Annotated in this window: 23 protein-coding genes and 2 pseudogenes; 14 read left to right on the forward strand and 11 right to left on the reverse strand. The window is 63.1% G+C overall.

Annotation, left to right across the window (positions count from 1 at the left end):
* Positions 1-4: 4 nt before the first annotated feature.
* The 10 genes and pseudogenes from nuoL to HV796_RS32120 all read left to right on the forward strand — a co-directional run bounded on the left by nuoL (position 5) and on the right by HV796_RS32120 (position 10,108).
* Positions 5-2,062 carry an NADH-quinone oxidoreductase subunit L gene (gene nuoL / locus HV796_RS32075; protein ID WP_175231920.1) on the forward strand — a complete coding sequence of 686 codons (2,058 nt, stop codon included), beginning with the start codon at positions 5-7 and terminating at the stop codon, positions 2,060-2,062.
* An 18-nt stretch (positions 2,063-2,080) separates the two neighbouring features.
* Positions 2,081-3,571, forward strand: a complete 1,491-nt coding sequence (locus tag HV796_RS32080; RefSeq protein WP_175231921.1) for an NADH-quinone oxidoreductase subunit M — start codon at positions 2,081-2,083, stop codon at positions 3,569-3,571.
* 25 nt (positions 3,572-3,596) lie between these two features.
* Positions 3,597-5,069 carry an NADH-quinone oxidoreductase subunit NuoN gene (gene nuoN / locus HV796_RS32085; RefSeq protein WP_246356146.1) on the forward strand — a complete coding sequence of 491 codons (1,473 nt, stop codon included), beginning with the start codon at positions 3,597-3,599 and terminating at the stop codon, positions 5,067-5,069.
* Positions 5,070-5,072: 3 nt separating this feature from the next.
* Positions 5,073-5,369, forward strand: coding sequence for a DUF2818 family protein (locus HV796_RS32090; RefSeq protein ID WP_175231922.1), 297 nt, complete (start codon positions 5,073-5,075; stop codon positions 5,367-5,369).
* 42 nt (positions 5,370-5,411) lie between these two features.
* Positions 5,412-6,011 (forward strand): NUDIX domain-containing protein, encoded by a 600-nt coding sequence (locus HV796_RS32095; RefSeq protein WP_175231923.1) that lies wholly within the window; start codon positions 5,412-5,414, stop codon positions 6,009-6,011.
* Positions 6,012-6,264: 253 nt separating this feature from the next.
* On the forward strand, positions 6,265-6,705 hold the full coding sequence (locus HV796_RS32100; RefSeq protein ID WP_175231924.1) for a DUF1178 family protein: 441 nt from the start codon (positions 6,265-6,267) through the stop codon (positions 6,703-6,705).
* Between the two features lie 57 nt (positions 6,706-6,762).
* Positions 6,763-7,959: an acyl-CoA dehydrogenase family protein gene (locus HV796_RS32105; RefSeq protein ID WP_175231925.1), complete on the forward strand. Its 1,197-nt coding sequence runs from the start codon at positions 6,763-6,765 to the stop codon at positions 7,957-7,959.
* Positions 7,960-7,969: 10 nt separating this feature from the next.
* A pseudogene (locus HV796_RS32110) lies at positions 7,970-9,122 on the forward strand (acyl-CoA dehydrogenase family protein).
* A gap of 33 nt (positions 9,123-9,155) precedes the next feature.
* A complete protein-coding gene (locus HV796_RS32115) occupies positions 9,156-9,638 on the forward strand; it encodes a MaoC family dehydratase (RefSeq protein ID WP_175231926.1) in 483 nt (160 codons plus the stop codon).
* Positions 9,635-10,108 carry a MaoC family dehydratase gene (locus HV796_RS32120; RefSeq protein WP_175231927.1) on the forward strand — a complete coding sequence of 158 codons (474 nt, stop codon included), beginning with the start codon at positions 9,635-9,637 and terminating at the stop codon, positions 10,106-10,108. Before HV796_RS32115 ends, HV796_RS32120 begins: the two co-directional genes overlap by 4 nt.
* On the opposite strand, the gene HV796_RS32125 is transcribed toward HV796_RS32120, so the two are convergent.
* From HV796_RS32125 to HV796_RS32145, 5 genes are all read right to left on the reverse strand, one after another.
* On the reverse strand, positions 10,105-11,364 hold the full coding sequence (locus HV796_RS32125) for an acyl-CoA dehydrogenase family protein (RefSeq protein ID WP_175231928.1): 1,260 nt from the start codon (positions 11,362-11,364) through the stop codon (positions 10,105-10,107). The two genes, HV796_RS32120 and HV796_RS32125, sit on opposite strands and share 4 nt — an antisense overlap.
* A gap of 68 nt (positions 11,365-11,432) precedes the next feature.
* Positions 11,433-12,551, reverse strand: coding sequence for a phosphotransferase (locus tag HV796_RS32130; protein WP_175231929.1), 1,119 nt, complete (start codon positions 12,549-12,551; stop codon positions 11,433-11,435).
* 34 nt (positions 12,552-12,585) lie between these two features.
* Positions 12,586-13,302, reverse strand: coding sequence for a histidine phosphatase family protein (locus HV796_RS32135; RefSeq protein WP_175231930.1), 717 nt, complete (start codon positions 13,300-13,302; stop codon positions 12,586-12,588).
* A gap of 10 nt (positions 13,303-13,312) precedes the next feature.
* Entirely contained in the window at positions 13,313-14,101 is a 789-nt protein-coding gene (locus HV796_RS32140; protein ID WP_175231931.1) for an oxepin-CoA hydrolase, alternative type, read from the reverse strand.
* Positions 14,102-14,112: 11 nt separating this feature from the next.
* The gene (locus HV796_RS32145) at positions 14,113-15,699 is read right to left on the reverse strand and encodes a 3-hydroxyacyl-CoA dehydrogenase (protein ID WP_175231932.1); all 1,587 of its coding nucleotides are present in this window, start codon (positions 15,697-15,699) and stop codon (positions 14,113-14,115) included.
* 119 nt (positions 15,700-15,818) lie between these two features.
* Between HV796_RS32145 and HV796_RS32150 the strand changes: the two genes are divergently transcribed.
* Positions 15,819-16,466: a glutathione S-transferase family protein gene (locus HV796_RS32150; protein WP_175231933.1), complete on the forward strand. Its 648-nt coding sequence runs from the start codon at positions 15,819-15,821 to the stop codon at positions 16,464-16,466.
* Between the two features lie 90 nt (positions 16,467-16,556).
* Here HV796_RS32150 and HV796_RS32155 read toward each other — a convergent pair whose 3' ends face one another.
* Together HV796_RS32155 and HV796_RS32160 are read right to left on the reverse strand one after the other, a co-directional pair.
* On the reverse strand, positions 16,557-17,729 hold the full coding sequence (locus HV796_RS32155; RefSeq protein ID WP_175231934.1) for a pyridoxal phosphate-dependent aminotransferase: 1,173 nt from the start codon (positions 17,727-17,729) through the stop codon (positions 16,557-16,559).
* Between the two features lie 78 nt (positions 17,730-17,807).
* Entirely contained in the window at positions 17,808-18,329 is a 522-nt protein-coding gene (locus HV796_RS32160; RefSeq protein WP_175231943.1) for a putative toxin-antitoxin system toxin component, PIN family, read from the reverse strand.
* 109 nt (positions 18,330-18,438) lie between these two features.
* Between HV796_RS32160 and yaaA the strand changes: the two genes are divergently transcribed.
* Complete coding sequence (gene yaaA / locus HV796_RS32165) at positions 18,439-19,221, forward strand: peroxide stress protein YaaA (RefSeq protein ID WP_175231935.1); 783 nt, start codon at positions 18,439-18,441, stop codon at positions 19,219-19,221.
* A gap of 45 nt (positions 19,222-19,266) precedes the next feature.
* Positions 19,267-20,457, forward strand: a complete 1,191-nt coding sequence (locus HV796_RS32170) for a M14 family metallopeptidase (protein ID WP_175231936.1) — start codon at positions 19,267-19,269, stop codon at positions 20,455-20,457.
* 63 nt (positions 20,458-20,520) lie between these two features.
* Here the strand turns inward: HV796_RS32170 and HV796_RS32175 are convergent, their stop codons facing one another.
* From HV796_RS32175 to HV796_RS32190, 4 genes and pseudogenes are all read right to left on the reverse strand, one after another.
* Positions 20,521-21,198, reverse strand: coding sequence for a BspC domain-containing protein (locus tag HV796_RS32175; RefSeq protein ID WP_175231937.1), 678 nt, complete (start codon positions 21,196-21,198; stop codon positions 20,521-20,523).
* Positions 21,199-21,382: 184 nt separating this feature from the next.
* Positions 21,383-22,057, reverse strand: a complete 675-nt coding sequence (locus tag HV796_RS32180) for an energy-coupling factor ABC transporter permease (RefSeq protein WP_175231944.1) — start codon at positions 22,055-22,057, stop codon at positions 21,383-21,385.
* A gap of 226 nt (positions 22,058-22,283) precedes the next feature.
* A pseudogene (locus HV796_RS32185) lies at positions 22,284-23,210 on the reverse strand (LuxR C-terminal-related transcriptional regulator); the annotation flags it as partial.
* A gap of 224 nt (positions 23,211-23,434) precedes the next feature.
* The gene (locus tag HV796_RS32190; RefSeq protein WP_175231939.1) at positions 23,435-24,649 is read right to left on the reverse strand and encodes a DUF2863 family protein; all 1,215 of its coding nucleotides are present in this window, start codon (positions 24,647-24,649) and stop codon (positions 23,435-23,437) included.
* A gap of 236 nt (positions 24,650-24,885) precedes the next feature.
* On the opposite strand from HV796_RS32190, the gene HV796_RS32195 reads away from it, so the two are divergent.
* Entirely contained in the window at positions 24,886-26,010 is a 1,125-nt protein-coding gene (locus HV796_RS32195; protein ID WP_377694777.1) for an AI-2E family transporter, read from the forward strand.
* Positions 26,011-26,132 lie beyond the last annotated feature (122 nt).

Consider the following 26,132-nt stretch of genomic DNA (forward strand, 5'->3'; position numbering starts at 1 on the left):
GGTTATGTCAACGACACTCAACGAAAACCTGCTGCTGGCCATTCCGCTCGCGTCGCTCGCGGGTTCGCTGATCGCGGGCCTGCTCGGCAAGACGATCGGGCGTGCAGGCGCCCACTCGGTCACGATCCTCGGGGTTGCGATCTCGTTCGTCCTGTCGGCGATCGTGTTCCTCGACGTGCAGAACGGCGCGAGTTTCAACGCGACGGTCTACGAATGGATGACGGTCGGCAAGCTGAAATTCGAGGTCGGCTTCCTCGTCGACTCGCTGACCGCGATGATGATGGTCGTCGTGACCTTCGTGTCGCTGATGGTGCACATCTACACGATCGGCTACATGGCGGGGGAGGACGGCTACCAGCGCTTCTTCTCGTATATTTCGCTGTTCACGTTCTCGATGCTGATGCTCGTGATGAGCAACAACTTCCTGCAGCTGTTTTTCGGCTGGGAAGCGGTGGGTCTCGTGTCGTATCTGCTGATCGGTTTCTACTTCACGCGTGAGAGCGCGATCTACGCGAACCTGAAGGCGTTTATCGTGAACCGCGTCGGCGACTTCGGTTTCCTGCTCGGCATCGGCCTGCTGCTCGCGTACGCCGGCTCGATGAACTACAGCGAAGTGTTCGCGAAGAGCCATGAGCTCGCGGCGCTGACGTTCCCGGGCACCGACTGGGGCCTGCTGACGGTGGCCTGCATTTGTCTCTTCATCGGCGCGATGGGTAAATCCGCGCAGTTCCCGCTGCACGTGTGGCTGCCGGATTCGATGGAAGGTCCGACGCCGATCTCCGCGCTGATCCACGCGGCCACGATGGTGACCGCCGGTATTTTCATGGTGTCGCGGATGTCGCCGCTGTTCGAACTGTCCGATACGGCGCTGTCGTTCATCATGGTGATCGGCGGGATTACCACGCTGTTCATGGGTATCCTCGGCGTCGTGCAAAACGACATCAAGCGGGTGGTCGCGTATTCGACGCTGTCGCAGCTCGGTTACATGACGGTCGCGCTCGGCGCATCGGCTTATCCGGTCGCCATGTTCCATCTGATGACGCACGCGTTCTTCAAGGCGCTGCTGTTCCTCGGCGCCGGCTCGGTGATCATCGGCATGCATCATGACCAGGACATGCGCAACATGGGCGGCCTGTGGAAGTACATGCCGATCACCTGGATCACCACGCTGATCGGCTCGCTCGCGTTGATCGGCACGCCGTTCTTCGCCGGCTTCTATTCGAAGGATTCGATCATCGACGCGGCAGGCCTGTCGCATCTGCCGGGCTCGGGCTTTGCGTACTTCACGGTGGCGGCGAGCGTGTTTGTCACGGCGTTGTACACGTTCCGCATGTACTTCATGGTGTTCCACGGCGAAGAGCGCTTCCGCGGCCCGAAGCACCCCGACTCGCCGATGGCGAAGGAAGCCGCGGCGCACGCGCACGACGACCATGGCCACGACGATCACGGCCACGGCCATGCGCATGTGCCGCACGAATCGCCGTGGGTGGTGTGGGTGCCGCTCGTAGCGCTCGCGATTCCGTCGGTGATCATCGGCGCGATTGCGATCGAGCCGTTGCTCTACGGCAACTTCTTCTCGCATGGCGTCGCGTTCGACAAGGTGATCTATATCGCCGACAACCATCCGGCGCTGCGTGAAATGGCCGAAGAGTTCCACGGCTGGTTCAGGATGGCGATCGACTCGTTCGCTACGCTGCCGATATGGCTGTCGATCGCGGGCGTGGTGGTCGCGTGGTTCCTGTACATGAAGCGTCCGGACCTGCCGGCGAAGATCCGCCAGACGTTCTCGCCGATCTACACGCTGCTCGATAACAAGTACTACATGGACAAGATCAACGAGGTCGTGTTTGCGCGCGGCGCGGTGGCGATCGGCCGTGGTCTGTGGAAGGAAGGCGACGTCGTGGTGATCGACGGTATCGTCAACGGCAGCGCGCGCTTTGTCGGCTGGTTCGCGAGCGTGATCCGCTTCCTGCAGTCCGGGTACATCTATCACTACGCGTTCGCGATGATCATCGGGATGTTGGGCCTCCTGACGTTGTTCGTCACGCTCGGCGGCAAATAAACAACGCGAGGAGACACCATGTATAACTATCCGATTCTCAGTATCGCGATCTGGATGCCGATTGTGTTCGGCCTGATCGTGCTCGCGGTCGGGTCCGACCGCAATCCGGCGCCGGCGCGCTGGGTTGCGCTGATCGGCTCGATCCTGAGTTTTGTTGTGACGATCCCGCTGATCACGGATTTCGATCCGGACACGGCCAAACTGCAATTCGTCGAGCAGGCGCACTGGATCGACCGGTTCAACATCACGTACCACCTCGGCGTTGACGGCATCTCGATGTGGTTTGTCATATTGACCGCGTTGATCACGGTCATCGTCGTGGTTGCCGCGTGGGAAGTGATCACGAAGAACGTCGGGCAGTATCTGGCCGCATTCCTGATCCTGTCGGGCATCATGGTCGGCGTGTTCTCGTCGGCCGATGGCATGCTGTTCTATGTGTTCTTCGAAGCGACGCTGATTCCGATGTACATCATCATCGGTATCTGGGGCGGCGCGAACCGCGTGTACGCGGCGTTCAAGTTCTTCCTGTACACGCTGATGGGTTCGCTGCTGATGCTGGTCGGCCTGATCTATCTGTACACGCAGACCGGTACGTTCGATCTCGCCGCATGGCACGCGGTGCAGTTACCAATGACGCCGCAGGTGCTGCTCTTTATTGCGTTCTTCCTTGCGTTCGCAGTGAAAGTGCCGATGTGGCCGGTGCATACGTGGTTGCCTGATGCACACGTCGAAGCGCCGACCGGCGGCTCGATCGTGCTGGCGGCCATCATGCTGAAGCTGGGCGCATACGGTTTCCTGCGTTTCTCGCTGCCGATCGCGCCGGACGCCAGTCACTTCCTCGCGCCGGTCGTGATCACGCTGTCGCTGATCGCGGTGATTTACATCGGCCTCGTCGCGATGGTGCAGGCCGACATGAAGAAGCTGGTCGCGTATTCGTCGATCGCGCATATGGGCTTCGTGACGCTCGGCTTTTTCATCTTCAATCAGCTCGGCGTCGAAGGCGCGATCGTGCAGATGATCTCGCACGGCTTCGTATCGGGCGCAATGTTCCTTTGCATCGGCGTGCTGTACGACCGGATGCATACGCGTCAGATTGCGGACTACGGCGGCGTCGTCAACACGATGCCGAAGTTCGCCGCGTTCGTGATGCTGTTTGCGATGGCGAACTGCGGGCTGCCGGGCACTTCCGGTTTTGTCGGCGAGTTCATGGTGATCCTGGCCGCGGTCCAGTACAACTTCTGGATTGCGTTCGGCGCCGCGTTCACGCTGATTCTCGGCGCCGCGTACACGCTGTGGATGTACAAGCGCGTGTACTTCGGCGCCGTCGGCAACGATCACGTGAGAAAGCTGATCGACGTGAATGGCCGCGAGCTCTTCATGCTGATCGTGCTCGCCGCGTTGACGCTGTTCATGGGCTTGTATCCGAAGCCTTTCTCTTCAGTGATGCATGCGTCCGTGGAAAACCTCCTTACCCACGTGTCGCAGTCGAAGCTGCCGCTGACCCAGTAGTGCAGAGCGGAGGAATTACAAAATCATGCAAAACGCCCCTATGAGTGCTCTGCTACCTGACGCGCTGTTAATGGCAGCGGTCGTCGTCGCCTGGCTCAACGATACGTTCGTCGGTGAGGCGGGTCGGCGCACCACCTACCTGATCTCGGTGTTCTCGACGCTGATTGCCGGTATCTGGTTCGCCGTGCTGGCACTCGACCCGACGCCGCACTACTTCTTCACGCGGATGTACATAGTCGACCCGTTCGCGAGCGTGATGAAAGCGGTGGTGTCGCTGGGCTTCACGGTCGCGATAATCTACTCGCGAAAGTATCTGGAAGATCGCAATCTGTTCCGTGGCGATTTCTATCTGCTCGGCCTGTTCTCGCTGCTCGGCCAGCTGATCATGATTTCGGGCAACAACTTCCTGACGCTGTATCTCGGCCTCGAACTGATGTCGCTGTCGCTGTACGCGGTGATCGCACTGCGCCGTGACGCGTCGCAGTCCAACGAAGCGGCGATGAAGTACTACGTGCTCGGTGCGCTCGCATCCGGCTTCCTGCTGTACGGCATCTCGATGATCTACGGCGCGACGGGCTCGCTCGAGCTGGGCGAGGTGTTGAAGGCGGTTGCGTCGGGTCGCATCAACGACGCCGTGCTGCTGTTCGGCGTGATCTTCATCGTCGCGGGTATCGCGTTCAAGATGGGCGCGGTGCCGTTCCATATGTGGGTGCCGGACGTCTACCAGGGCGCGCCGACCGCGATGACGCTGATCGTCGGTGGCGGTCCGAAGGTGGCGGCATTCGCATGGGGGCTGCGCTTCCTCGTGATGGGCCTGCTGCCGCTCGCGGTCGACTGGCAGGAGATGCTGGTCATTCTGGCCGCGCTGTCGCTGATCGTCGGCAACATTACCGGTATCGTCCAGCGTAATGTGAAGCGGATGCTCGCGTACTCGGCCATCTCCAATATGGGCTTCGTGCTGCTCGGGTTGCTCGCCGGCGTGGTCGACGGCAAGACGGGCGCCGCCGCCAGCGCGTACGGTTCGGCGATGTTCTACAGCATCGTGTATCTCGTGACGACGCTCGGTTCGTTTGGCGTCGTGATGCTGCTCGGTCGCCGCGACTTCGAAGCCGAAACGCTCGACGACTTCAAGGGCCTGAACCAGCGCAGTCCGGTGTTCGCGTTCGTGATGATGGTGATGATGTTCTCGCTCGCCGGCATTCCGCCGACGGTCGGCTTCTATTCGAAGCTCGCCGTGCTGGAAGCGACAATGAACGCCGGCCTGACGTGGCTAGCGGTGCTGGCGGTGATCACGTCGCTGTTCGGCGCGTTCTACTACCTGCGCATCGTCAAGCTGATGTACTTCGACGAGCCGCAGGACACGACGGTCATCGCCGCCGATTCGAGCAAGCGCGTGCTGCTTGCGCTGAACGGCATCGCGGTAGTGGTGCTCGGCATTGTGCCGGGCCCGCTGATGACGGTCTGCCTGCAGGCTATCTCCCATACGCTGCCGCTCTGATCGATGTCAGCTGCGGGGTGGTTTATCGTGCTGTTGGCGCTTGCGGGCGCCAACCTGCCGTTCGTGAATCAGCGTCTGTTCGCGGTCGTGCCGTTACGGGCCGCGAAGAAGAGCGCGTGGATCCGAATCGGCGAAATGATTGTGCTCTATTTCGTGGTCGGCGCGTTCGGCTTCATGCTCGAAGCGCGCGCCGGGAACCGGTTCGAGCAGGGCTGGCAATTTTACGCAATTACTTTCAGCCTGTTCGTCGTATTCTCGTTTCCTGGCTTCACGTTTCAATATCTCGTCAAACGGCGCTGACGGTTTCGGCCGCGGCGCCAACTGGTCGCACAGAGGTCGTATATGGCTGAACGTCACGAGCATCCGGAACAACACGCAGCACTCACCGAAACCCGCTTGTCCAGCAAGAAGGTGTATCAGGGGCCGTTTATGACGGTCAACTGCGACACTGTGCGTTTGCCCGACGGCAAGGAAGCAACGCGCGAATACGTCGTGCATTCCGGCGCGGTGATGGTGATTCCACTGTTCGATGATGGCCGCGTGCTGATGGAGCGGCAGTATCGGTACGCGACCGGCAAGGTGATGATCGAATATCCAGCGGGCAAGCTCGACCCGGACGAGGACGAACTGACTTGCGCGAAGCGTGAGCTGGAAGAGGAAACGGGGTATACCGCGCGCGAATATATCTATTTGACGCGCATCCATCCGATTATTTCGTACTCGACCGAGTTTATCGATATTTATCTCGCACGCGGCTTGACCGCCGGCGAGCCGAAGCTCGACGACGGGGAATTCATCGAGACTTTCATCGCGACGGTGCCGGAAGTGTCCGAATGGGTGCGCACGGGCGAACTCAGCGACGTGAAGACGATTATCGGTACGTTCTGGCTGGAGAAATTCTTGTCCGGCGCATGGCCCATTCCGGCGCCGGTCGAAGTCTGAGCGTCTGGCGCGACGGGTCTGCACACGACCTGAATAAAGAAAAGCGCGACCCCGCTTTCGGCTCGGGAGTACCATTGCGCTGCGCGATAGCATCCCCATATACAGGGGTGGTGCGGCGATTCGATCAACCGGCGGTATTCAGTCGTTCGCTGCGATCGCGGCCACGCCGGCCAACACCGGTGAACGGTCTTTGCGAACGATCGTTCATAAACCACCTTTTTGCGCTAAACTCGTACGCAAGCCCTGATTCCACATGAAGGTCCTCGATTTACAGTGTCCTCACGGCCATCGGTTCGAAGGCTGGTTTGCTTCTGCCGATGATTTCGAATCGCAGGCGAAGAGGCAGCTTGTCGAATGCCCGATTTGCGGTGCGAAGGAAGTGAGCCGGTTGCCCTCTGCGCCGCGCCTGAATCTGTCTGGCGTGAGCGACGCGCCCTCGTCCTCCGGAGCGAGCGCATCGCAGGCGCGTGAATGGCAGGCGCGTGCGATGCAGGCGTTGCGCGAGGTGCTGGAAAAGACTGAGAACGTGGGCGACCGCTTCGCCGAGGAAGCACGGCGCATTCACTATAACGAGGCGCCTGCACGCAACATTCGCGGTGTGACCACACCCGAAGATGCGAAAGCTCTGGTCGAAGAAGGCATCGACGTGATGCCGCTGCCGATTCCCGCCGCGCTGAAAGAGCCGCTGCAATAACCTGCGCGGCGTCCCGGCGGCTGGTGGTGAAACGGCCGCGGCAGGGAGAGTCCGCGCATGGATCTGAACTACACGCCCGCCGATGACGCGTTTCGCGCCGACACTCGCGCGTGGCTCGAATCGAATCTGCCGCACGCACTGCGCGACAAGGTTCTCCAACACAAACGTCTGAATCGCGACGACTACGCGAGCTGGCACAAGCTGCTGGGCGAGCGCGGCTGGTCCGCGTCCGCGTGGCCGGTCGAATACGGCGGCCCGGGATGGAGCGCGACGCAGCGCCATATCTGGGACGACGAATGCGCGCGCATCGGCGCACCGATGGTGCTGCCGTTCGGCGTATCGATGGTTGCACCCGTGCTGATGAAGTACGGCAGCGACGCGCAGAAGCAGCACTATCTGCCGCGCATTCTCGACGGCACCGACTGGTGGTGCCAAGGCTACTCGGAACCCGGTGCGGGCTCCGACCTTGCGTCGCTGCGCACACGCGCCGAGCGCAACGGCGACCACTATCTCGTGAACGGCCAGAAAACCTGGACCACGCTCGGCCAGCACGCGGACATGATGTTCTGTCTCGTGCGCACCGATGGCGACGCAAAGAAGCAGGAAGGCATTTCGTTCCTGCTGATCGACATGAAGACGCCAGGCATCACGGTGCGGCCGATCATCACGCTCGACGAAGAGCACGAAGTCAACGAAGTGTTTTTCGACGATGTCAAAGTGCCGCTCGAGAATCTCGTCGGCGACGAGCATCGCGGGTGGACCTACGCAAAGTATCTGCTTGGCCATGAGCGTACCGGCATTGCGCGCGTCGCGGGTTCGAAGCGCGAGATGGTGTTTCTGAAGCGGCTTGCGCTTACGCAGAAAAAGAATGGCAAGCCGTTGCTGCACGACCCGGTGTTTGCCGCGAAGGTGGCCAGCCTCGAGATCGATCTGATCGCGCTCGAAGTGACGGTGCTGCGCGTTGTCGCGAATGAAGCGCAGGGACGCGGGCCGGGGCCGGAGGCGTCGCTGCTCAAAATCAAGGGCACCGAAATCCAGCAGGGTCTGACCGAGTTGATGTTCGAAGCGATCGGTCCGCTCGCCGCGCCGTTCGATGTGCCTTTCCTCGAAAACGAGCGTGCGCATAGTGTCGCGGGTGACGACGACGCGGCGCCGCTTGCCGCGTACTACTTCAACTACCGCAAGACGTCGATTTATGGCGGCTCGAACGAAATCCAGAAGAACATCATCGCGCAGATGATGCTCGGACTGTGAGGAGCAGCGCATGGACTTCACGTTCAACGATGAACAGCAGCAACTGGCCGACGCGCTGCGCCGCTATCTGGACAAGCAATACGGCTTCGATGCGCGCAGCGCGGTGATTCGTTCGGAGGCGGGCGTATCGGACGCGCATTGGTCCGCATTCGCCGAGCTTGGCCTGACTGCGTTGCCGGTGCCTGAAGCGCACGGCGGGTTTAGCGGCAGTGCGGTCGATATGCTGGTCGTGATGCAGGAACTGGGGCGCGCGCTTGTCATTGAGCCGTATTGGGCGACTGCGGTGAGTGTCGAGGCACTGCGGGCTGGCGGGAAGCGGGCAGGGTGACGATGCCGCGCTGCTCGAACGCGTCGCACGGGGCGAACTCAAACTCGCCGTCGCGTTTCATGAGCCGGGCGCGCGCTACGACCTGTTCGCGGTCGACACGATCGCCGTGCAGCAGGGCGATCGCTATTTGCTCGACGGCACGAAATCGGTTGTGCAACACGGCGCACAGGCTGACCATTGGATCGTGCCGGCCCGCTTGCAAAGTGCAATGAGCGGCGAAATGAGCGGCGAAATCGCGTTATTCGTCGTGGCGCGCAACGCAGCCGGCGCCGACGTCACCGACTATCGGACTATCGATGGCCAGCGCGCCGCGACATTGAAGTTCACGCAGACGCCCGCGCGCCGGCTGACCGGCGTGCAGGCCGGCGCGGCCGCCTTCGAGCAGATCGCGGACTATGGAACCGTGTTGCTGTGCGCGGAGGCGCTCGGCGCACTCGATGCGTTGAACCATGCGACGGTCGAATACACGAAAACGCGTCAGCAGTTTGGCGTGCCGATCGCGCGTTTTCAGGCACTGCAGCATCGGATGGTCGATATGATGATTCACGCCGAACAGGCGCGCTCGCTGACGTATCTGGCGGCGGTTCGCTACGCAAGCGCCGACGCGGATGAGCGGCGCCGCGCGGTGTCCGCCGCGAAGGCGCGCGTCGGCCAGGCGGCCCGCTTCGTCGGCCAGCAGGCTATTCAGCTCCATGGCGGTATGGGGATGACGAACGAAGTGGCGGCGGCGCACCTGTTCAAGCGTTTGTCGATCATCGAAACGACGCTTGGCGATGTCGATCATCATCTTGGGCGCTTTGCCGCGTTGCCGGGTTTCGCGGCGGTCGACGCGTGAACCTGCCCGCTACTTCACACACAGGGGACAAATATGGGTTTGAGCTACGAAGACTTCGAGGTCGGCAAGACGTACGAAATCGGCGAGCACACGTTTACGCGTGACGAAATCATTGCATTCGCGACGCAGTTCGATCCGCAGCCGTTCCATATCGACGACGCGGCGGCGGCCGGCTCGCCGTTCGGTGGTCTGATCGCGAGCGGCTGGCATACCTGCTCGGTGATGATGGGCCTGCTGGTGCGCAACACTTTCGCCGGCTCGACGGCGATGGGATCGCCGGGTATCGACGATATCCGCTGGCTGAAGCCGGTGCGCGTGGGCGACACGATCCGCATGGCGACGACGGTGCTGGACAAGCGCGTCTCGGCGAGCAAGCCGGATCGCGGGATCGTGTCGACGCAATGGGACGGCATCAATCAGCATGGCGAGACGGTGATCACCGTGCGGTCGAAAGGCATTTTCGGTTTGCGTCATTCAGAAACTACGCCGGGCACTGCGCGCGGAGCGAGCGCATGACGCCTGAAGTGGATCTCACCCGCATCGACAGCGCCGACGGCGTGCGTGCGCTGATCGGCGGCGCGCCGCGCGTGAGCCCGTGGGTCGAGATCGATCAGGCGAGCGTCGATCGCTTTGCCGAAGCGACAGGTGACCATCAGTGGATTCACGTCGATGCGCAGCGCGCGCAACGCGAATCGCCGTTCGGCGGTCCGATTGCGCATGGCTTTCTGACGCTGTCGCTGATCCCGGCATTGCTCGAGCGCACCATGCGGTTTGCACAGCGGCTCGGCGTCAACTACGGGCTCAATCGGGTGCGTTTCATCGCGCCACTACCGGTTGGCTCACGGGTGCGGGCAAGCTTCATCGTGGCGAGCGCGACTGATGTCGACGACGGTGGCGTGCAAGTCGTCTGGCGTGTGACGCTCGAACGCCAGGACAGCGAGCGGCCGGTATGTATCGCGGAATTCATCACGCGGCACTTTTTCTAGCGCGATTCATTGCGGTCCGGTGCTTCAGGCGCCGGGCTCGCGTGCGCATACTTCGCCAGTTCGAGCTTGGCGATGGCATTGCGGTGCACCTCGTCCGGTCCATCCGCGAAGCGCAGCGTGCGGGCCGAGGTATACGCGTATGCGAGCGGGAAGTCATCGCTCATACCGGCGGCGCCGTGCGCCTGGATCGCCCAGTCGATCACCTGGCATGCGATGTTCGGCGCCACCACCTTGATCATCGCAATCTCGCCGCGCGCCCCTTTGTTGCCGACGGTGTCCATCATGTAGGCGGTTTTCAGCGTCAGTAACCTTGCCTGTTCGATCATGCAGCGTGCTTCGGCAATACGCTCCTGCGTTACCGTCTGCGCGGCGATCGGCTTGCCGAACGCGACGCGCTGCAGCACGCGTTTGGACATCAGTTCGAGTGCGCGCTCGGCGAGACCGATCAGCCGCATGCAGTGGTGAATGCGGCCAGGGCCGAGACGGCCTTGCGCGATTTCGAAGCCGCGTCCTTCTCCCAGCAGAAGATTCGACGCCGGCACGCGTACGTTGTCGAGCGTGATATCCATATGGCCATGCGGCGCATCGTCATATCCGAACACCGTGAGCGGTCGATGCACGGTAATGCCGGTCGCGTCCGCGGGCACCAGGATCATCGACTGCTGCTGATGGCGCGGCGCGTCGGGGTCGGTTTTGCCCATCACGATATAGAGCTTGCAGCGTGGGTCGCCCGCCCCTGATGACCACCACTTGTGGCCGTCGATCACGTAGCTGTCGCCATCCCGCGTGATGCGCGTTTGAATATTCGTCGCATCCGACGACGCGACCTCCGGCTCCGTCATCAGAAACGCCGAACGGATCTGACCTTGCAGCAGCGGCTCGAGCCACTCGCGTTTGTGCGCTTCGCTGCCGTAGCGCTCGAGCGTTTCCATATTGCCGGTGTCCGGCGCGTTGCAATTGAATACCTCGGGCGCCCACGGCACGCGGCCCATGATCTCGCACAGCGGTGCATATTCGAGGTTGGTCAGTCCCGCGCCGCGCTGCGAATCGGGCAGAAACAGATTCCACAGGCCGGCGTCGCGGGCACGCTGTTTCAGCGTTTCGACCCACTCGGTCGGCAGCCATGCATTGCCGTTCTGCCGGTTTTGCGCGATCTCGGCGGCGAATGCCTGCTCGTTCGGGTAGACATGCTCGTCGAAGAATGCAAGCAGTCTTTCGCGCAGTGCCTCTACTTTCGGGGTGTAATCGAAATTCATTTTTTGCCCTCGTGGATGGGTCGAAATCAATGCGGTCGGCGCACCTGCAACGCCCCTTCAACGCCACATCAGCGCACCTTTTGCGCGTAGCGCCATGCAAGCTCCGCCATCGGCCGCGCGCGGCGGCCTGCGTCGAGCGCCTGGGCGCTGGCCGCGGTACCGTCGACGACTCGTTTCATGATGCCTTGCAGAATCGCTGCGATCCGAAACATGTTGTACGCGAGATAGAAGTTCCAGTCGCCGCGAATCTCGTCACCGGTGCGTGCGCAATAGCGTTCGACATAGCGCGCTTCATCGGGGATCCCGAGCGCGGGCCAGTCAAGGCCCGCAATGCCGCGAAACTGCGCCGGATCGACATGCCAGGCCATGCAGTGATACGCGAAATCGGCAAGCGGGTCACCCAGCGTCGACAGTTCCCAGTCGAGTACGGCTAGCACACGCGGTTCCCGCGGATGAAAAATCAGGTTGTCGAGTCGATAGTCGCCATGCACGATCGACACGCGCGCCGCGCTGTCGTGCGGATCTTGCGGAATATGCCGGGGCAGCCATTCGATCAGCCGCTGCATCGCGTCGATCGGTTCGGTCTCGGACGCCTGGTATTGCCGGCTCCAGCGGTTGATCTGTCGCGCGAAGTAGTTGCCGGATTTGCCGTAGTCGGCGAGTCCGATGGTTGACGGGTCGACGGTGTGCAATGCGGCGATCACGCGGTTCATCTCGTCGTAGATCGCCGCGCGTTCGTCGCGGGTCATGTCCGGTAGCGACTGATCCCAAAGCACGCGGCCCGCGACGAACTCCATTACGTAAAACGCGCGGCCGATCACGCTTTCGTCCTCGCATAACGCAAGCATTCGCGCGACCGGCACGCCGGTGTCGCGCAACGCGTGCATCACGCGGTATTCGCGCTCGATGGCGTGCGCGGACGGCAACAGCCTCGCGGCAGGGCCGGGTTTCGCGCGCATCACATACGCGCGCGATGGCGTGATCAGCTTGAACGTCGGGTTCGACTGGCCGCCCGCGAACTGCTCGAGCGTGAGCGGACCGGCAAAGCCTTCCACGTGCGCCGCTAGCCATGCGGCGAGCGCGTCGGGATCGACGCGTTGCTGGTCCGTTACCGGCCGCGTGCCGACAAAGACCGAATAGTCGGCTCGGCCGGCCGCTGCGTGTGACGGGGGCGTCGGTTGCGGCATGGTCTCCTCCTTGCCTGGTGTCGCATTGAAGGGGCTAACTGCGCTTGTATTGAGTAAATTGCGCGTACAGCATTTCCATCGTCGTATTGCGGGTGTCGCGGTGCAGCGGCGACGGCGGCGAGTGATTGATCAGGCGCAGCACCCAGTCGCGCGGTGCGGCGCCGACATCGAGTGCGTTGATGCAGCCGGTTGTCTGCGCGATATGGCCGTAGAACGTGCGGCCTCCCGCGGACAGCGCGTGCGACAGGATCGCGCGGTTCACGCCGCCGTGCAGCACGAGCAGCACACAGTCCCATGACGGGTCGTCGCGCAGCGCGGCAAGCGCAGGTAGCGTGCGGTCGAAGAGCGAGCCGATCGTTTCGCCACCGAGAAAACGCGTGTCTTCCGGCACGATCCCATCGAAGACGCCGAGAAAGGCGGCTTCGAGATCGGCGTCCGGAATGCTGCCGAGTTTGCCGCCGCGAATTTCGAGCCATGCAGGTTCGATCTCGATGTCGATCTGCTGGCCGGTTTCGTCGAGCACGCGCTGCGCAGTCTCGACGGTGCGGGGCAAGCCGCTTGCGATCACGCGGTCGAAGCGGATTTGCTGCTCGGCAAACGCGTGGCCTGCGGCGCGTGCCTGTGCGCCGCCGTTTGCGTTGAGTGGGACCGCATCCGGGTCGATCATGCGGCCCGAGGCGTCGAAGTAGGTGACGTCGCCATGGCGCATCAGGTAGATGCGGCGGCGCTTCGGTAATTGATATTGCGGCATCGTGGGTGCCTCACTTGTAGACCGGTGCGCGCTTGTCGAGGAACGCGCTGATGCCTTCGAGCGCATCGCGGTGATGCAGCGCCGCGACAAAGCTGTCGCGTTCCGCGGCGAGATGCGCGTCGAGCGGTTGCGCACCGGCGGCGCCAATGAGTGTTTTGATTCGCGTGGTCGCATGCGGCGACAGCGTGCTGAGGTCATCAGCCCATGCGAGCGCCGCATCGCGCACCGCACCCGGCTTCGCGAGCCGGTTCACGACGCCCAGTTCATAAAGACGCGCCGCGCCGATCGGCTTGCCTTCGAGCAGCACTTCGGTCGCAAGCTGGCGCGGCAGCGCGCGCGTCAGAAACCACGAACCGCCGCCATCGGGCGTGAGGCCGACGCGCGCATACGACATCACGAACTTCGCATCGTCGGCGGCGACGATCAGGTCGCACGCGAGCGCAAGCGAGAAGCCGGCGCCGGCCGCCGCGCCTTCGACTGCGGCAATCACCGGCTTGGTCGACGCCTGCAGCGCGCCGATCCATTCGCCGAGCAGATCGATGCTTTGTGCCTGCACCGACGGATCCTTCGCGCGATTTTCCAGCAGCCGGTTCAGGTTGCCGCCCGCGCAGAAGAACTGATCGGCGCCGGTTAGCACGATCGCGCGTACCGACGTGTCGCGTTCGGCGGTTTCGAGTGCTTCAATGCCGGCCGCGTACATGTCCGGATGCAGCGCGTTGCGTGCGCCAGGGTTCGATAGCGTGAGCACGAGCGTCGCTTCGCTGTCGGCAGGGCGCGCGGCGAGCAGTTCGGCAGTCATGGTGAGGGTTCCTATGGGTGAGAGGCGTGGTTGTCGTTGGCACGGTCGGCACCGTTGATATCGACCGCATCGGGCTGTGTCAGCGACAGGCCGAGTTGCGCGCGGCGTGCGAGCCAGGGCGATGCGCGGTAGCGCGGGTCGCCGAGTACCGTGTACAGGTTGCGCAGGATCGTCAGGATGCACTTGGCGCCGAGCGCGTCGCCAAGTGCGAGCGGGCCGCGTGGGTAGCCGAGACCGAGCGTCACCGCGAGATCGATGTCTTGCGGCGTCGCGATCTGCCGCTGCGCGATATCGCAGCCGATATTCACGATCGTCGCGACCACGCGTTGCGCAACGAAGCCCGTCGAATCGCGAATCATCGTGACCGGCACGCCATCGGCGGCGAACAGCGCGTGCGCGGTGTCGCGGGCGGCGCGCGTGGTCGCGGGGGTGGTCATCAGCGTGCGGCGCTGCGTGCCGACCAGCGGAAACAGCGTATCGACGGCAACGACACGCGTCGCGTCGAGCTGTTCGTCGAGCGCGGCGGTGGTCGCATCGAGTCCGAACGGCGTGACGACGATCAGCGCGTCGGCGGCGGGTGTCGTGCCGGTGTCGAGCGGGACGCCGGCCTTCGTAACGAGCGCTTGCACGGCGTCATGCGCTTGCAGGTGCCGCTGGCTGATCCAGACGCGTTGCGGCAGCACAGTCGGCGCTGGCGTTTCCACAGGCGCCTGCTGCTTGCCATCGACATATCGATAAAACCCTTCGCCGGCCTTGCGCCCGATCAGCCCGCCTGCGAGCCGCGTCGCGGTAATCGGCGACGGAGTGAAGCGCGGCTCTTCGTAGAACTGGTGGTAGATCGATTCCATCACCGGATGCGACACGTCGAGCGCGGTGAGATCGAGCAGTTCGAACGGCCCGAGCCGGAAGCCTGCCTGTTCGCGCATGATCCGATCGACGTCGACGAAGCTCGCGACGCCTTCGTCGACGATCCGCAGGCCCTCGGTGTTCATGCCGCGCCCGGCGTGATTGACAATAAAGCCGGGCATATCCTTCGCGCGCACCGGCGTGTGGCCCATGTGGCGGGCCAGATCGATCAGCGCGTCACCGGCAGCCGGGTCGGTGCGCAAGCCGTCGATCACCTCGACAACTTTCATCAACGGCACCGGGTTGAAAAAGTGATAGCCGGCCACGCGCGACGGATCGGTGCAGCCCGCGGCGATCGCGGTAATCGACAGCGACGAGGTATTCGACGCGAGTACGCAGCGGCCGCTGACGATGGTCTCGAGCTCGCGAAAGAGCGCACGCTTTGCGTCGAGCTTTTCGACGATCGCTTCGACGACCAGATCGCAATCGGCGAACTCCGGGAGCGCCTGCGCGCCGGACACGGCGGCAAGCGCAGTGCGCGCGCCGCTATCGTCGAGCTTGCCTTTCGCGGTCAGTTTCGCGAAGGTATCCGCAAGATAGTCGCGCGCAGCGCCGACCGCGGCCGGGTTCGTGTCGAACAGACGCACCTTCAACCCGGCGAGCGCCGCGATCTGCGCGATGCCGCGACCCATCGCGCCGGTGCCGACGATGCCGATGGTCCCGATGCGGAACTGGCGAGAGATTGGGGTCATGGTGTCGTTTGTCTCCAGTTTGTCTCCATGCTTATCTAAAATAGCACGATCGTGCCGACTGACCCGCACGCCTTCGGACGCGGGCAATGCCAATGCCTGACGATAAAGGGAGACATCGAATGATCAAGTTATGCGGCTTTGCGCTCTCGAACTATTACAACAAAGTCAAGTTTGTGCTACTCGAACACGAGATCCCATTTGAAGAAGAGACTGTACTCGCGAGTCAGGACGAAGCCGTGCTCGCGCATTCCCCGCTCGGCAAGGTGCCTTTTCTGATCACGGAGCACGGCAGCCTGTGCGAGTCTCAAGCAATACTCGAGTACCTCGCCGCATGCTATCCGGAGAGGGCGATTTTTTCGCGCGACCCGTGGCAAGCAGCGAAGGAGCGGGAAATGATTCTGCTGGTCGATGTCCAGCTCGAGCTGATCGCGCGCAATCTGTATAAGCAGGCGTTTTTCGGCGGCACGGTCACCGATGCGACGAAAGGGCGCGTCGAGAAGCTGCTGACACGGCATATATGCGGTTTCAAGCGGCTTGCGCAGTTCGGTCCGTATCTGCGCGGAGACACGTTTGGGGTCGCCGACTTCAGCGGCTTCGTGCATCTGCCGCTTGTCGGTCTCGCCACGCAACAGGTCTATGGACGCGACTTTCTGCTCGATGCGGGCGTCAACTGGAAGCGCTACTGGACGATCATCAATGCGCGTCCGGCCGCGCAGCGTGTGACGGCGGACCGCAAGGCGTATATGGACGCGACGCGGAAGACGTAACGCGGCCCCGTGCCGCTTGCTGCATCGACGGAGCGTTTCAGTTCTGTCGCGTTCCGTTACGTGGCGGCAAGCATGCCCGCAAGCGCGGTGTCACAGACGCGCGAGGCGCTCGAGCGCGGTCGCCAGTGTTGCTTCCTGCTTCGCAAAGCAGAAGCGCACGACACCCGATTCATGCGGCTCGTGATAAAACGCGGACACGGGAATCGCCGCGACGCCGATCTCGCGCGTGAGCCACTGCGCGAAGTCGGCTTCCGGCAGATCGCTGATCGCCGAGTAATCGACGCACTGAAAGTACGTGCCCGTGCACGGCAACAGGTGGAAGCGCGAATGCGCAAGACCGGCGCGGAAGAAGTCGCGCTTCTTCTGGTAGAACGCGGGCAGGTTCAGGTACGGCGCCGGGTCCTGCATGTAGTGCGCAAGGCCCAACTGCATCGGTGTGTTCACCGTGAACACGTTGAACTGATGCACCTTGCGGAACTCGGCGGTCAACGCCGCGGGCGCCGCGACGTAGCCGACCTTCCAGCCCGTCACGTGATACGTCTTGCCGAAGCTCGACACGACGAAGCTGCGCTGCGCAAGCTCCGGATAGCGCGCGACGCTTTCGTGCGGCGCGCCGTCGTACACCATGTGCTCGTACACCTCGTCGGACAGGATCAACACGCTCGTGCCGCGCACGATCGCTTCGAGCTTGCGCATGTCGTCCGTGCGCCAGACCGTGCCGGTCGGATTGTGCGGCGTGTTGATCACGATCAGCCGGGTCTTCGGTGTGATCGCGGCGGCGAGCTTGTCGAACGGAATCGCATAGTCGGGCGCATCGAGCGTGACGAACACCGGCTTGCCGCCCGCGAGCTCGATTGACGGCAGATAGCTGTCGTAAGTCGGCTCGATCACGATGACTTCGTCGCCCGGATGCACCGCGCACAGGATCGCGGTCAGCAGCGCTTGCGTCGCACCCGCGGTGACAGTGATCTCGCTCGCCGCATCGTAGCGGCGGCCGTACAGGTTCGCGATTTTCTCCGCAATCGCTTCGCGCAGCGGCGCGACGCCCGCCATCGGCGGGTACTGGTTATGGCCCGAGCGCATCGCTTCCGTCACCGCATCGATAATGCGCGGGTCGCATTCGAAATCCGGAAAGCCCTGACCGAGGTTCACCGCGTTTTTCTCGACCGCGAGCGCGCTCATGACGGTGAAGATGGTCGTGCCGACGGCCGGCAGACGGGACGGAAACGTAGGCGTGGTGGGCATGTCGTTCGGTGCATTCATGGCGCTGGTCGGGAGTGGGAGCAAAGAGTGCGGGATGATCGGATCAGTACGTTGTCTCGTCAGCGTGTTTTTGTGCTGCTATGCGGGTGCCGGCTCGTCATGCATGGACAGACCTGCGTCGACGAATTGTGCCGGCTGCGCGATCCGGAAGCCGAAGTCCCGTGCGATACGACGCGCGAGCTTCAGCACCGCGCGGTCTTTCGATATGAGCCAGTGCGCGTGGCCCGCGTGCGCGAGCTCGATAAACTTCTGGTCGTCGCGATCCTTGCATTGCGGCAGCGGCGGTGCAGCGCTCGCGTCATCACGCGGCGCGGGTTCGATCAGCTGCGTCAAACGTGCAACCGTCGCGAGCGCGGCCTGTTTGTCGACCGCGCGTTTTTCGAACTGCGGATAGTCGAGCACATAGGCCAGCTCGGCGAGGCAGCGCGCGTCGATCAGCGCGCACAGCGCGCCGCGTTCGAGCGCGGCGCGGATCGGGCGCGTGAGCGGATCGTCGAACACGAGGATATCGATCCATACGTTCGAATCGAGCACGATCCGTTGCGTATCCGACGTCACATTCGCTGGTGCGGCGGGTTGCACGGCAGGCGACACAGGCATTGGCGCAACGGGCGCAGGGCGCGGGGCAAGGGAACCGGGCATGCGTGACATTCGCTACAATCGGGCTTTCGTCTTTTGACCGTCAGGCACGGCGTGCCTGAAAACCCCTATGATAATCGTTCTGTCGCCGGCGAAATCGCTCGACTACGAAACCCCGCCGCACGTCAGCAAGCATACGATTCCCGATTTCGTCGACGATGCAGCCGAACTGATCGGCGGCTTGCGCGGTCTGTCGCCGCAGCAGATCGCAACGCTGATGAGCCTCTCCGATCCGCTCGCGCAACTGAATTTCCAGCGTTATGCGGACTGGTCTCCGCGCTTTCATACGGGCAACGCGAAGCAGGCGGTGCTCGCGTTCAACGGCGATGTCTATGAAGGTCTGAACGCGCGCACGTTGTCAGCCGCCGATCTCGACTATGCGCAGCAGCACGTGCGCGTGCTGTCCGGTTTGTACGGGCTGCTGCGGCCGCTCGATCTGCTGCAGCCCTACCGGCTCGAAATGGGCACCCGCTTGCCGAATGCGCGCGGCAAGGACCTGTACGCGTTCTGGGGCGAGCGCATCACGCATGCATTGAACGCGCAGCTAAAGCACAACAAGGGCGCGGCGCGCGTGTTGATCAATTGCGCTTCCGGCGAGTACTTCAAATCGGTGAAAACGAAGCTGCTCGACGCGCCGGTCGTCACGCCTGTGTTCGAAGACTGGAAGGGCGGTCGCTACAAGGTGATCAGCTTTCACGCGAAGCGTGCGCGCGGGTTGATGGCGCGCTTTGCGGTCGAGCATCGAATTGCCGCGCCCGAGGGACTGAAAAACTTCAATGCGGACGGCTATGCATTCGATGCCGACGCATCGAGCGACGGCACTTATGTCTTTCGCCGGCGCGTTTCGAGCTAACGGCGCGCCGCAACCCGCAGCAACGGATACGGGCAGGAATACACGATGACGCTTTCCATCACGAGCAACTTCGACGCCGGCGCAATCGACGTGCTGTCCTGCGAGCAGGCCGACGATATTCGTCTGCGCGTGCGTCGCGACAGTCACGCGGAATTTGCGCAATGGTTCTACTTCTGCGTGTCGGGCGTACGTGGCCAGCGCTGCGTGATGAAGTTCGAGAACGCGGGCGACTGCGCGTTCGCCGAAGGATGGCGCAACTATCATGCGATGGCGAGCTACGATCGCGTGAACTGGTTCCGCGTGCCGACCACATACGACGGCCGTGTGATGACGATCGATCACACGCCGGACTTCGACCGCATTTACTACGCGTACTTCGAACCGTATAGCGAAGAGCGTCACGCGGAATTTCTCGGCGCGGTGCAGCAGATGCCGCATGCGACGCTGACGGCGCTCGGCAAAACGATTGAAGGCCGTCCGGTCTCGATGCTGAGACTCGGCGTGCCGGAAGCGGACGACGCGGTTGCAGCAGGCGTCGCCGGCTCCGCGGCGCGCGCGAAAAAGAAGCGGATCTGGATCGTCGCGCGCCAGCATCCGGGCGAAACGATGGCGGAATGGTTCGTCGAAGGGCTCGTCAAGCGGCTCGCCGGCTGGGGCGACTGGGTGGGCGATCCGGTCGCGCGCAAGCTCTACGATCATGCGGTGTTCCATATCGTGCCGAACATGAATCCGGACGGCAGCGTGCACGGCAACCTGCGCACCAATGCGGCCGGCGCGAATCTGAACCGCGAGTGGATGGAGCCCGATGCGACGCGCAGCCCCGAAGTGCTGGTCGTGCGCGACGCGATTCGCGCGACGGGTTGCGATCTGTTCTTCGATATTCATGGCGACGAAGTGCTGCCGTATGTGTTCGTCGCCGGCTCGGAGATGCTGCCGGGCTTTACCGAGCAGCAGGCGCGCGAGCAGAAGGCGTTTATCGAAGCGTTCAAGCAGGCGAGTCCCGATTTCCAGGACAAGTACGGATACGAAGCGAGCAAATACCGGCAGGATGCGCTGCGGCTCGCGTCGAAATTTATCGGCAATGAGTTCGGCTGTCTGTCGCTCACGCTCGAGATGCCGTTCAAGGACAACGCCAACCTTCCTGACGAGCGCGTGGGCTGGAACGGCGAGCGCAGTGCGGCGCTTGGCGCCGCGATGCTGCACGCGATCCTGCGGCACGTGGAAACGTTCGCCTGACGCGTAGTGTCGTTGCGATTGCGCGCAGGCGGCAACGGGTCGTGCTGCGGCCTGCGCTTCGTTTCAATGCTTCTTCTTCGTGGTCGACGATGTTGTCTTGTGCGTAGTCGACTTTGTTGCAGACGTCTTCGCGGTCGCGGTTTTGCCAGTCGGCTTCACGCTGGATTTCGCGGTCTTCGTGCTGCTTTTCTTTGCCCCCTTGCCTGACACCTGCCTGGTCGAGGAAGCCTTGCCGTGCGCCACGTGCCGGCCATGCGCACTCGCCGTTGTGTGGCTTGGCGCTGGCCGTAAAGGCGGCACCGGGTCGTTCCATGAGAACGCCAGCATCTGCGTGCCGACGTAGCCGCAGCGGAAGTGCAGTGGGTCCGGGTCGCCGCCGTCGGTGCGAATACCCACACCGTCGACGGTCACGATACTGTCGACCTTCACGCGTTGCTTGCCTTCGTCAAACGAGTCGTTCCATGGCGTGACTGACGAATGCACATCGTCGAACGCGGTGGGCGGGTATTCGACGCGGTCGAATGCGGTGGACGTGCTCGCGACAAAGCTGCCGTGCGCGGCGCAATCGGCGACGAGCGGATCGGCATGCATGTCGTTGATGAACTGATAGACGAGCTGATTGTGTTGCTCGAGCTGATCCGCCAACGCAAGAGTGGGACACGCGAGCGCTACGCCCGCTGCCCATACCGCGATCCGGCCGACCAACCGCAGCAACCGGCGCGGTACGTTGGTGCGATCCATCTTGTAATAAGTGATGCGTTCTTCACACGCATGAAACGCGATCTGAGCGCAGTAGAAGCGATAAATCTGAAACGGGATTGAGACATCAGTTCAGTAAGATGCGGCGACGTCGAACCGAGTTCAATCGTGGCACAAATATTTTGCGGTTTCGTGATCGGTCTGCGGGGAACGTTACGCGGGGAGATCAGGTGCGCGGACCGCCGAGACGATAGCGTCGTACGTCATAGGTCGTGACCCACGCAGGCCGATAGACCGCGATCAGCGCCGTGGCCATGCCGGTGAACCATGCCTCGCCCGACGCGAGCAAAAATACGCTGAACGCGTAGCCGGCGGGGATCACCTTCGGCGAACCGTCGGATAGACCGACATGGGTGGCCAACGCGGCGGCGGACGCGACCGTCACCGCGATGGCCGGCGCCACGAAGCCCTGACCGACGATGAACATGAACAGGCTGCGCGGCAACCAGGCTTTGCCGATACGCTGCAGCAGCGCTGACACGCCGACCGGCAACGCGCCGAACACAAGAAAGGTTAGCGCGATGCCTTGCCACGGCGCATCGAAGACGATCGCCGCGAGGCCGGCGACCGCGGCCATCGCCAGCAGCGCAAGCGCCCAGTCGAACAACGTGACGACAAGCGTTGCGCCGAGCAGATGGATCACGGTGCCGTCCTCGAGCCACGCATTGCTTGCCCACAGCACCGACACCGCGACGATGATCGCGAGCCACACGTGCTGCAACACCGAGTCTTGAAGACGTTTGAAAGGGTTCTTCAACAGCGCGAGCGCGAGCACCACCGCAGCGGCAATCCAGCCACCGGCAGCGACCCATAGCGGAAGCGGAGTATAGAAGAAACCCATGCGTCTCATATTACTCGTTGGGCGGCGAAACGTGTGAGCGGATTCCGTGCCAGTCGTCGCGCGCGGCATCCGCGGCTTCGTCTTTCTGCGCGTTTTCCTGCTGCGGGTCGGCCGTGCTGTTGCTTGCGTCCTTGCCCGCATCGTTGCAGGTTTGCGACGTGGGCGACGTGGGCGACGTGGGCGACGCGGGCGACGCGGGCGACGCGGGCGACGCGGGCGACGCGGGCGACGCGGGCGACGCGGGCGCGGATGCCGCGTCGCCGAATGGCGCGGCGGGTTCGGCGGCCATCGGCAGCGGCGTGCCAGTGTCGTTCGCAGGCAACGGATACTTGAACTTGCGGCGCGTGCGCCGGCGCAGCGGCACGATGCCGGGCTGGCCCCGCACCGGACGCTCCGCACTGTCCTGGCTCGTACGAAGCACCTCCAGCTGCGCATTGAGCCAGCCGTTGTAGATCGCGACCGCCGCAGCCCGATTCGGCGCGCCGAGTTGCTGGAAGATGCTGGCCAGATGGATTTTTACCGTACCCTCGCTGATGCCGAGCGCACGGGCGATCATCTTGTTCGTGCTGCCCATGTGGACGCAGCGCATGATCTGCTCCTGGCGCGGTGATAGACCGCCTGCGAAGCGCGTGCGCCGCGCAGGCGGCGGCACGACCAGTTCGAGCCGCCGCGGCGCGCTATCGGTGGGCGCGGGCGGCACAGCGGCGCTCGCCGCGCCTGCCGCGCTTACGGCGTCGGCGGGCGTTTCCGGCGCGGCGGGAGGCTCGAGCGCGAGTGCCCCGGCCGGGATGTAGTGTCCGCCCAGCAGCACGAGTTCGAGCGCACGCACGATAAGGCGTGGGTCCGTTGAGCGCGGAATCACGCCGAGCGCCCCGGTTTCGACGAGGCCGCGCACGCAGTCCGGCGATGTGTCGTCGACCAGCACCGCGACCGGCACATGCGGATGATCTGCAAAGAGCGCGCGCGCGTCCGTGATGGTCATCCAGTCCTGCCAGTCGATCACGAGCAGCTCTGGCTGATGCCGCCGCAGGATGCGGTCGGCCTGACGCCAGTCTTGTGCTTCGTTAAAGCGGGCTTTCCGGTCGATCTGCCGCAGCAGTGCCTTGAGCCCTTCGCGCCGTTCGGCGTCTGAATTGAGAAGCGAGAAACGCATTGCCATGCCTCCTGATGAGTCGATCGAGGTGCCGCGATGCGCGCGAAACGTTAGAGACTGTTGCGCGGCGATGCGTCAGCCACCAATCCGATGATGACAAATTCCTTAACGGATGACCGCCTGTCCGATAGGCATAGGATCAGTGCACAAAAATGAAAAAAGCCCCGCGTGGAGCGGGGCTTGATCGACTGTCTGGCGCGGTTCTTAAGAACCGCAGGGCACGATTAGTGGAAATGCGGCTGTGCAGGCTCTGCGTCTTCAGGCATTTCTGCATGCACGATCTCGCCGAGCGGATCCGCATAAAGCGGCACACCGCAATCGTCGCAGTATTCCGGTTCGAAGCGGCCCGCATGACGCCGGATATCGGTAATGCCGGTTTCCTTGAGCAGCGTGACGATTTCTTCGAGCGGCCCTTCTTCGGTGCCGGGCTCCTGCGGTTCCTCATCAATGCCCGGGTCGCCGTTCTCGCGGCCGTAGAGCGGCCATACGACGCCGTAGATCACGTCGTTGCTGCCGCGCCGCGTAAAGCCGATGCGGTATTCATCGATGCGTCGTTCGCCGAAGCCGGCGACGACCGCGCGCAGTTCCTGCGGTGCCGCGCCGATCGTGTCGAACAGATAACGCACTGCCGTGCGAACCGTGTGCGGGCGCACCCGTTCGTCCGCGTCGCGACACGCCGAGTAATACGCATCGGGCAGCAGGCATTCGAATTCGCAGCCTGGCAGCACGACCGACAGGTTGGCGCCGCCTTGCGCCGCCCATTGCTCGAGGCACTGGCCACGCTCGATGCGGGTGCCGTGCTCCTCTTCCTGCCACCGGAATACCGGCGCGCCGACCGGTGCCGCGACGACCGCCAGCAGAAACCGCGGGTCCGCAAGAATCGGCGACGTTTCCGGCAACTCGCCGAAGTTGATCTTCGCGTTGCCGCCGCTCATCGCTGCTTGGGTCAACTGCTGCGCGAGCCGCCAGGTTTCGACGTGATGACGCGGCAACTGGTCGATGCTGTACAGGAACGGCGCCATCGCGACCCGCGTGTCGGCGGCCAGCACATGCGCCTGCAGGTGCGCGCGCAGAGCATCGGACGCCTCGCCCTTCAGCGCGCCCGATGGAATCGCATAGCGCGTCCAGGCGAGCACGGGCGCGGCAATCAGCAAAGCTTCGTAGGTCGCGCCTTCGTGCTCGACGATAAGGGATTCGCTGTGCGTTTCGGCCATGTCGGCGAGCGCGCCGTACGCGTCCGGGTGATTCTGTTGCAGATGGTCCAGCGCGGCGTCCAGAGTTGTCTGATTGCCGTTGCGAACGATTTTCGCAAGCATGGCGTCGAGTTTCGCTTCCCAGAAACGGTCTTCGGTGCGGCTACCCGACGCGAATAGGGCAAGCGACAGACCGACCAGCTTGTCGGCATCGGGAGGGAGGCGTTTGGCTATTCGCGAGCGCATAAATCCGGAGGTTGTGTGCGGAGAACCATATATTCTAGTCCTTTCTATCACGCGGTACGTTTGGGATGTGCACCCGGCGGTCAGCGGTCTGCCTTGCAAAGGACTGCCGCGCGGCGGCGTGCGGGGACTGAACATTGCACGGGATTGCGCCACGACCGGCTCTCCTATACTGAGTTGGCGGGCTTTGTGGTGCATCGACGTCTGTCGCCGTGGTTTGGCATAGGGAGAGCCTCATGGTGAAGTCGGACCAACTCATCGAGCGGCTCGCGGCCGTATTCGCGCTGATCATTCTGGTCGGCGGTTCGCTGCTGGTGCTCGCGCCTTTCACGACGGCGCTGTTGTGGGGCGCGATTCTCAGCTTCAGTTCATGGGGGCTGTATTGCAAGCTGACCGCGGCGCTTGGCGGACGGCGCAGATGGGCCGCGACGCTGATGGTGCTGACGATTCTGATCGTCGTGCTCGGACCATTCGTCTATGCGGGGTTCGCGTTCGGCGCGCATGCGCGTGATCTCACGGCGTTCGTGCAGCGCCTCTTCGATGGGGGGTTGCCGGATCTGCCGCCATGGGTCGCGCATATACCGCTGGTCGGGTCGAATATCGAAGCGTTCTGGGAGCGCGTGACGAGTAGCAGCTCCGAAATGGCTGCGCAATTGCGCACGCTTGCGGCGCCGGCCGGCAAGTGGATTCTCTCGGCCGCGCTCGCGGTGACGCATGGATTGGGGTTGCTTGCGCTTAGCATCATTCTCGCGTTCTTCTTCTATACCGGCGGCGAGGGGGCGGCCGCCTGGCTCAATGCGGGTATGCGGCGCGTCGCGGGCGAGCGCGCTGATTATCTGCTCTCGCTGGCGGGCAGCACGGTGAAGGGCGTGGTCTACGGCATTCTCGGCACCGCGCTCGTGCAAGGTGTGCTGGCCGGGTTCGGCTGCTGGATCTCCGGGGTTCCCGCCCCTGCGCTGCTCGGACTCGCGACGTTCTTTCTGTCGGTGATCCCGGGTGGTCCGGTGGTGGTCTGGCTGCCTGCCGCGATCTGGCTTTATCACGGCGGCGAGACGGGGTGGGCGATTTTCCTGGTCGTCTGGGGCGTGGTGGTGGTCGGCATGTCCGATAACGTCGTCAAGCCGATTCTGATCGGCAAGAGCAGCGACATGCCACTGATTCTCGTGATGCTCGGGATTCTCGGTGGCGCGTTTGCGTTCGGCTTTCTCGGCGTATTTATCGGCCCGACGCTGCTCGCCGTCGCCTACACCGTGCTGCATGACTGGACGGTGGGCTCGAGAGGGGCTGCGGGCGAGGTGAAGAGCGAGTCTTCTGCCGCGGCGGTGCAGGGACCGCGTGAGGTCGAAAAAGCGCCTGGAAAATAAATGACGGATTTCACTTGCACGTGCTGCGGCGAGTGACTAGAATCTCGGTCTTTCGCGCTCTGAGCGGCCTCGTTGCGAGGCATAAGCGGGAGGGTGCGGAAGGCGGGAGCGCCAGTAATGGC

The organism is Paraburkholderia humisilvae, from assembly GCF_902859855.1.
Lineage (GTDB): Bacteria > Pseudomonadota > Gammaproteobacteria > Burkholderiales > Burkholderiaceae > Paraburkholderia > Paraburkholderia humisilvae.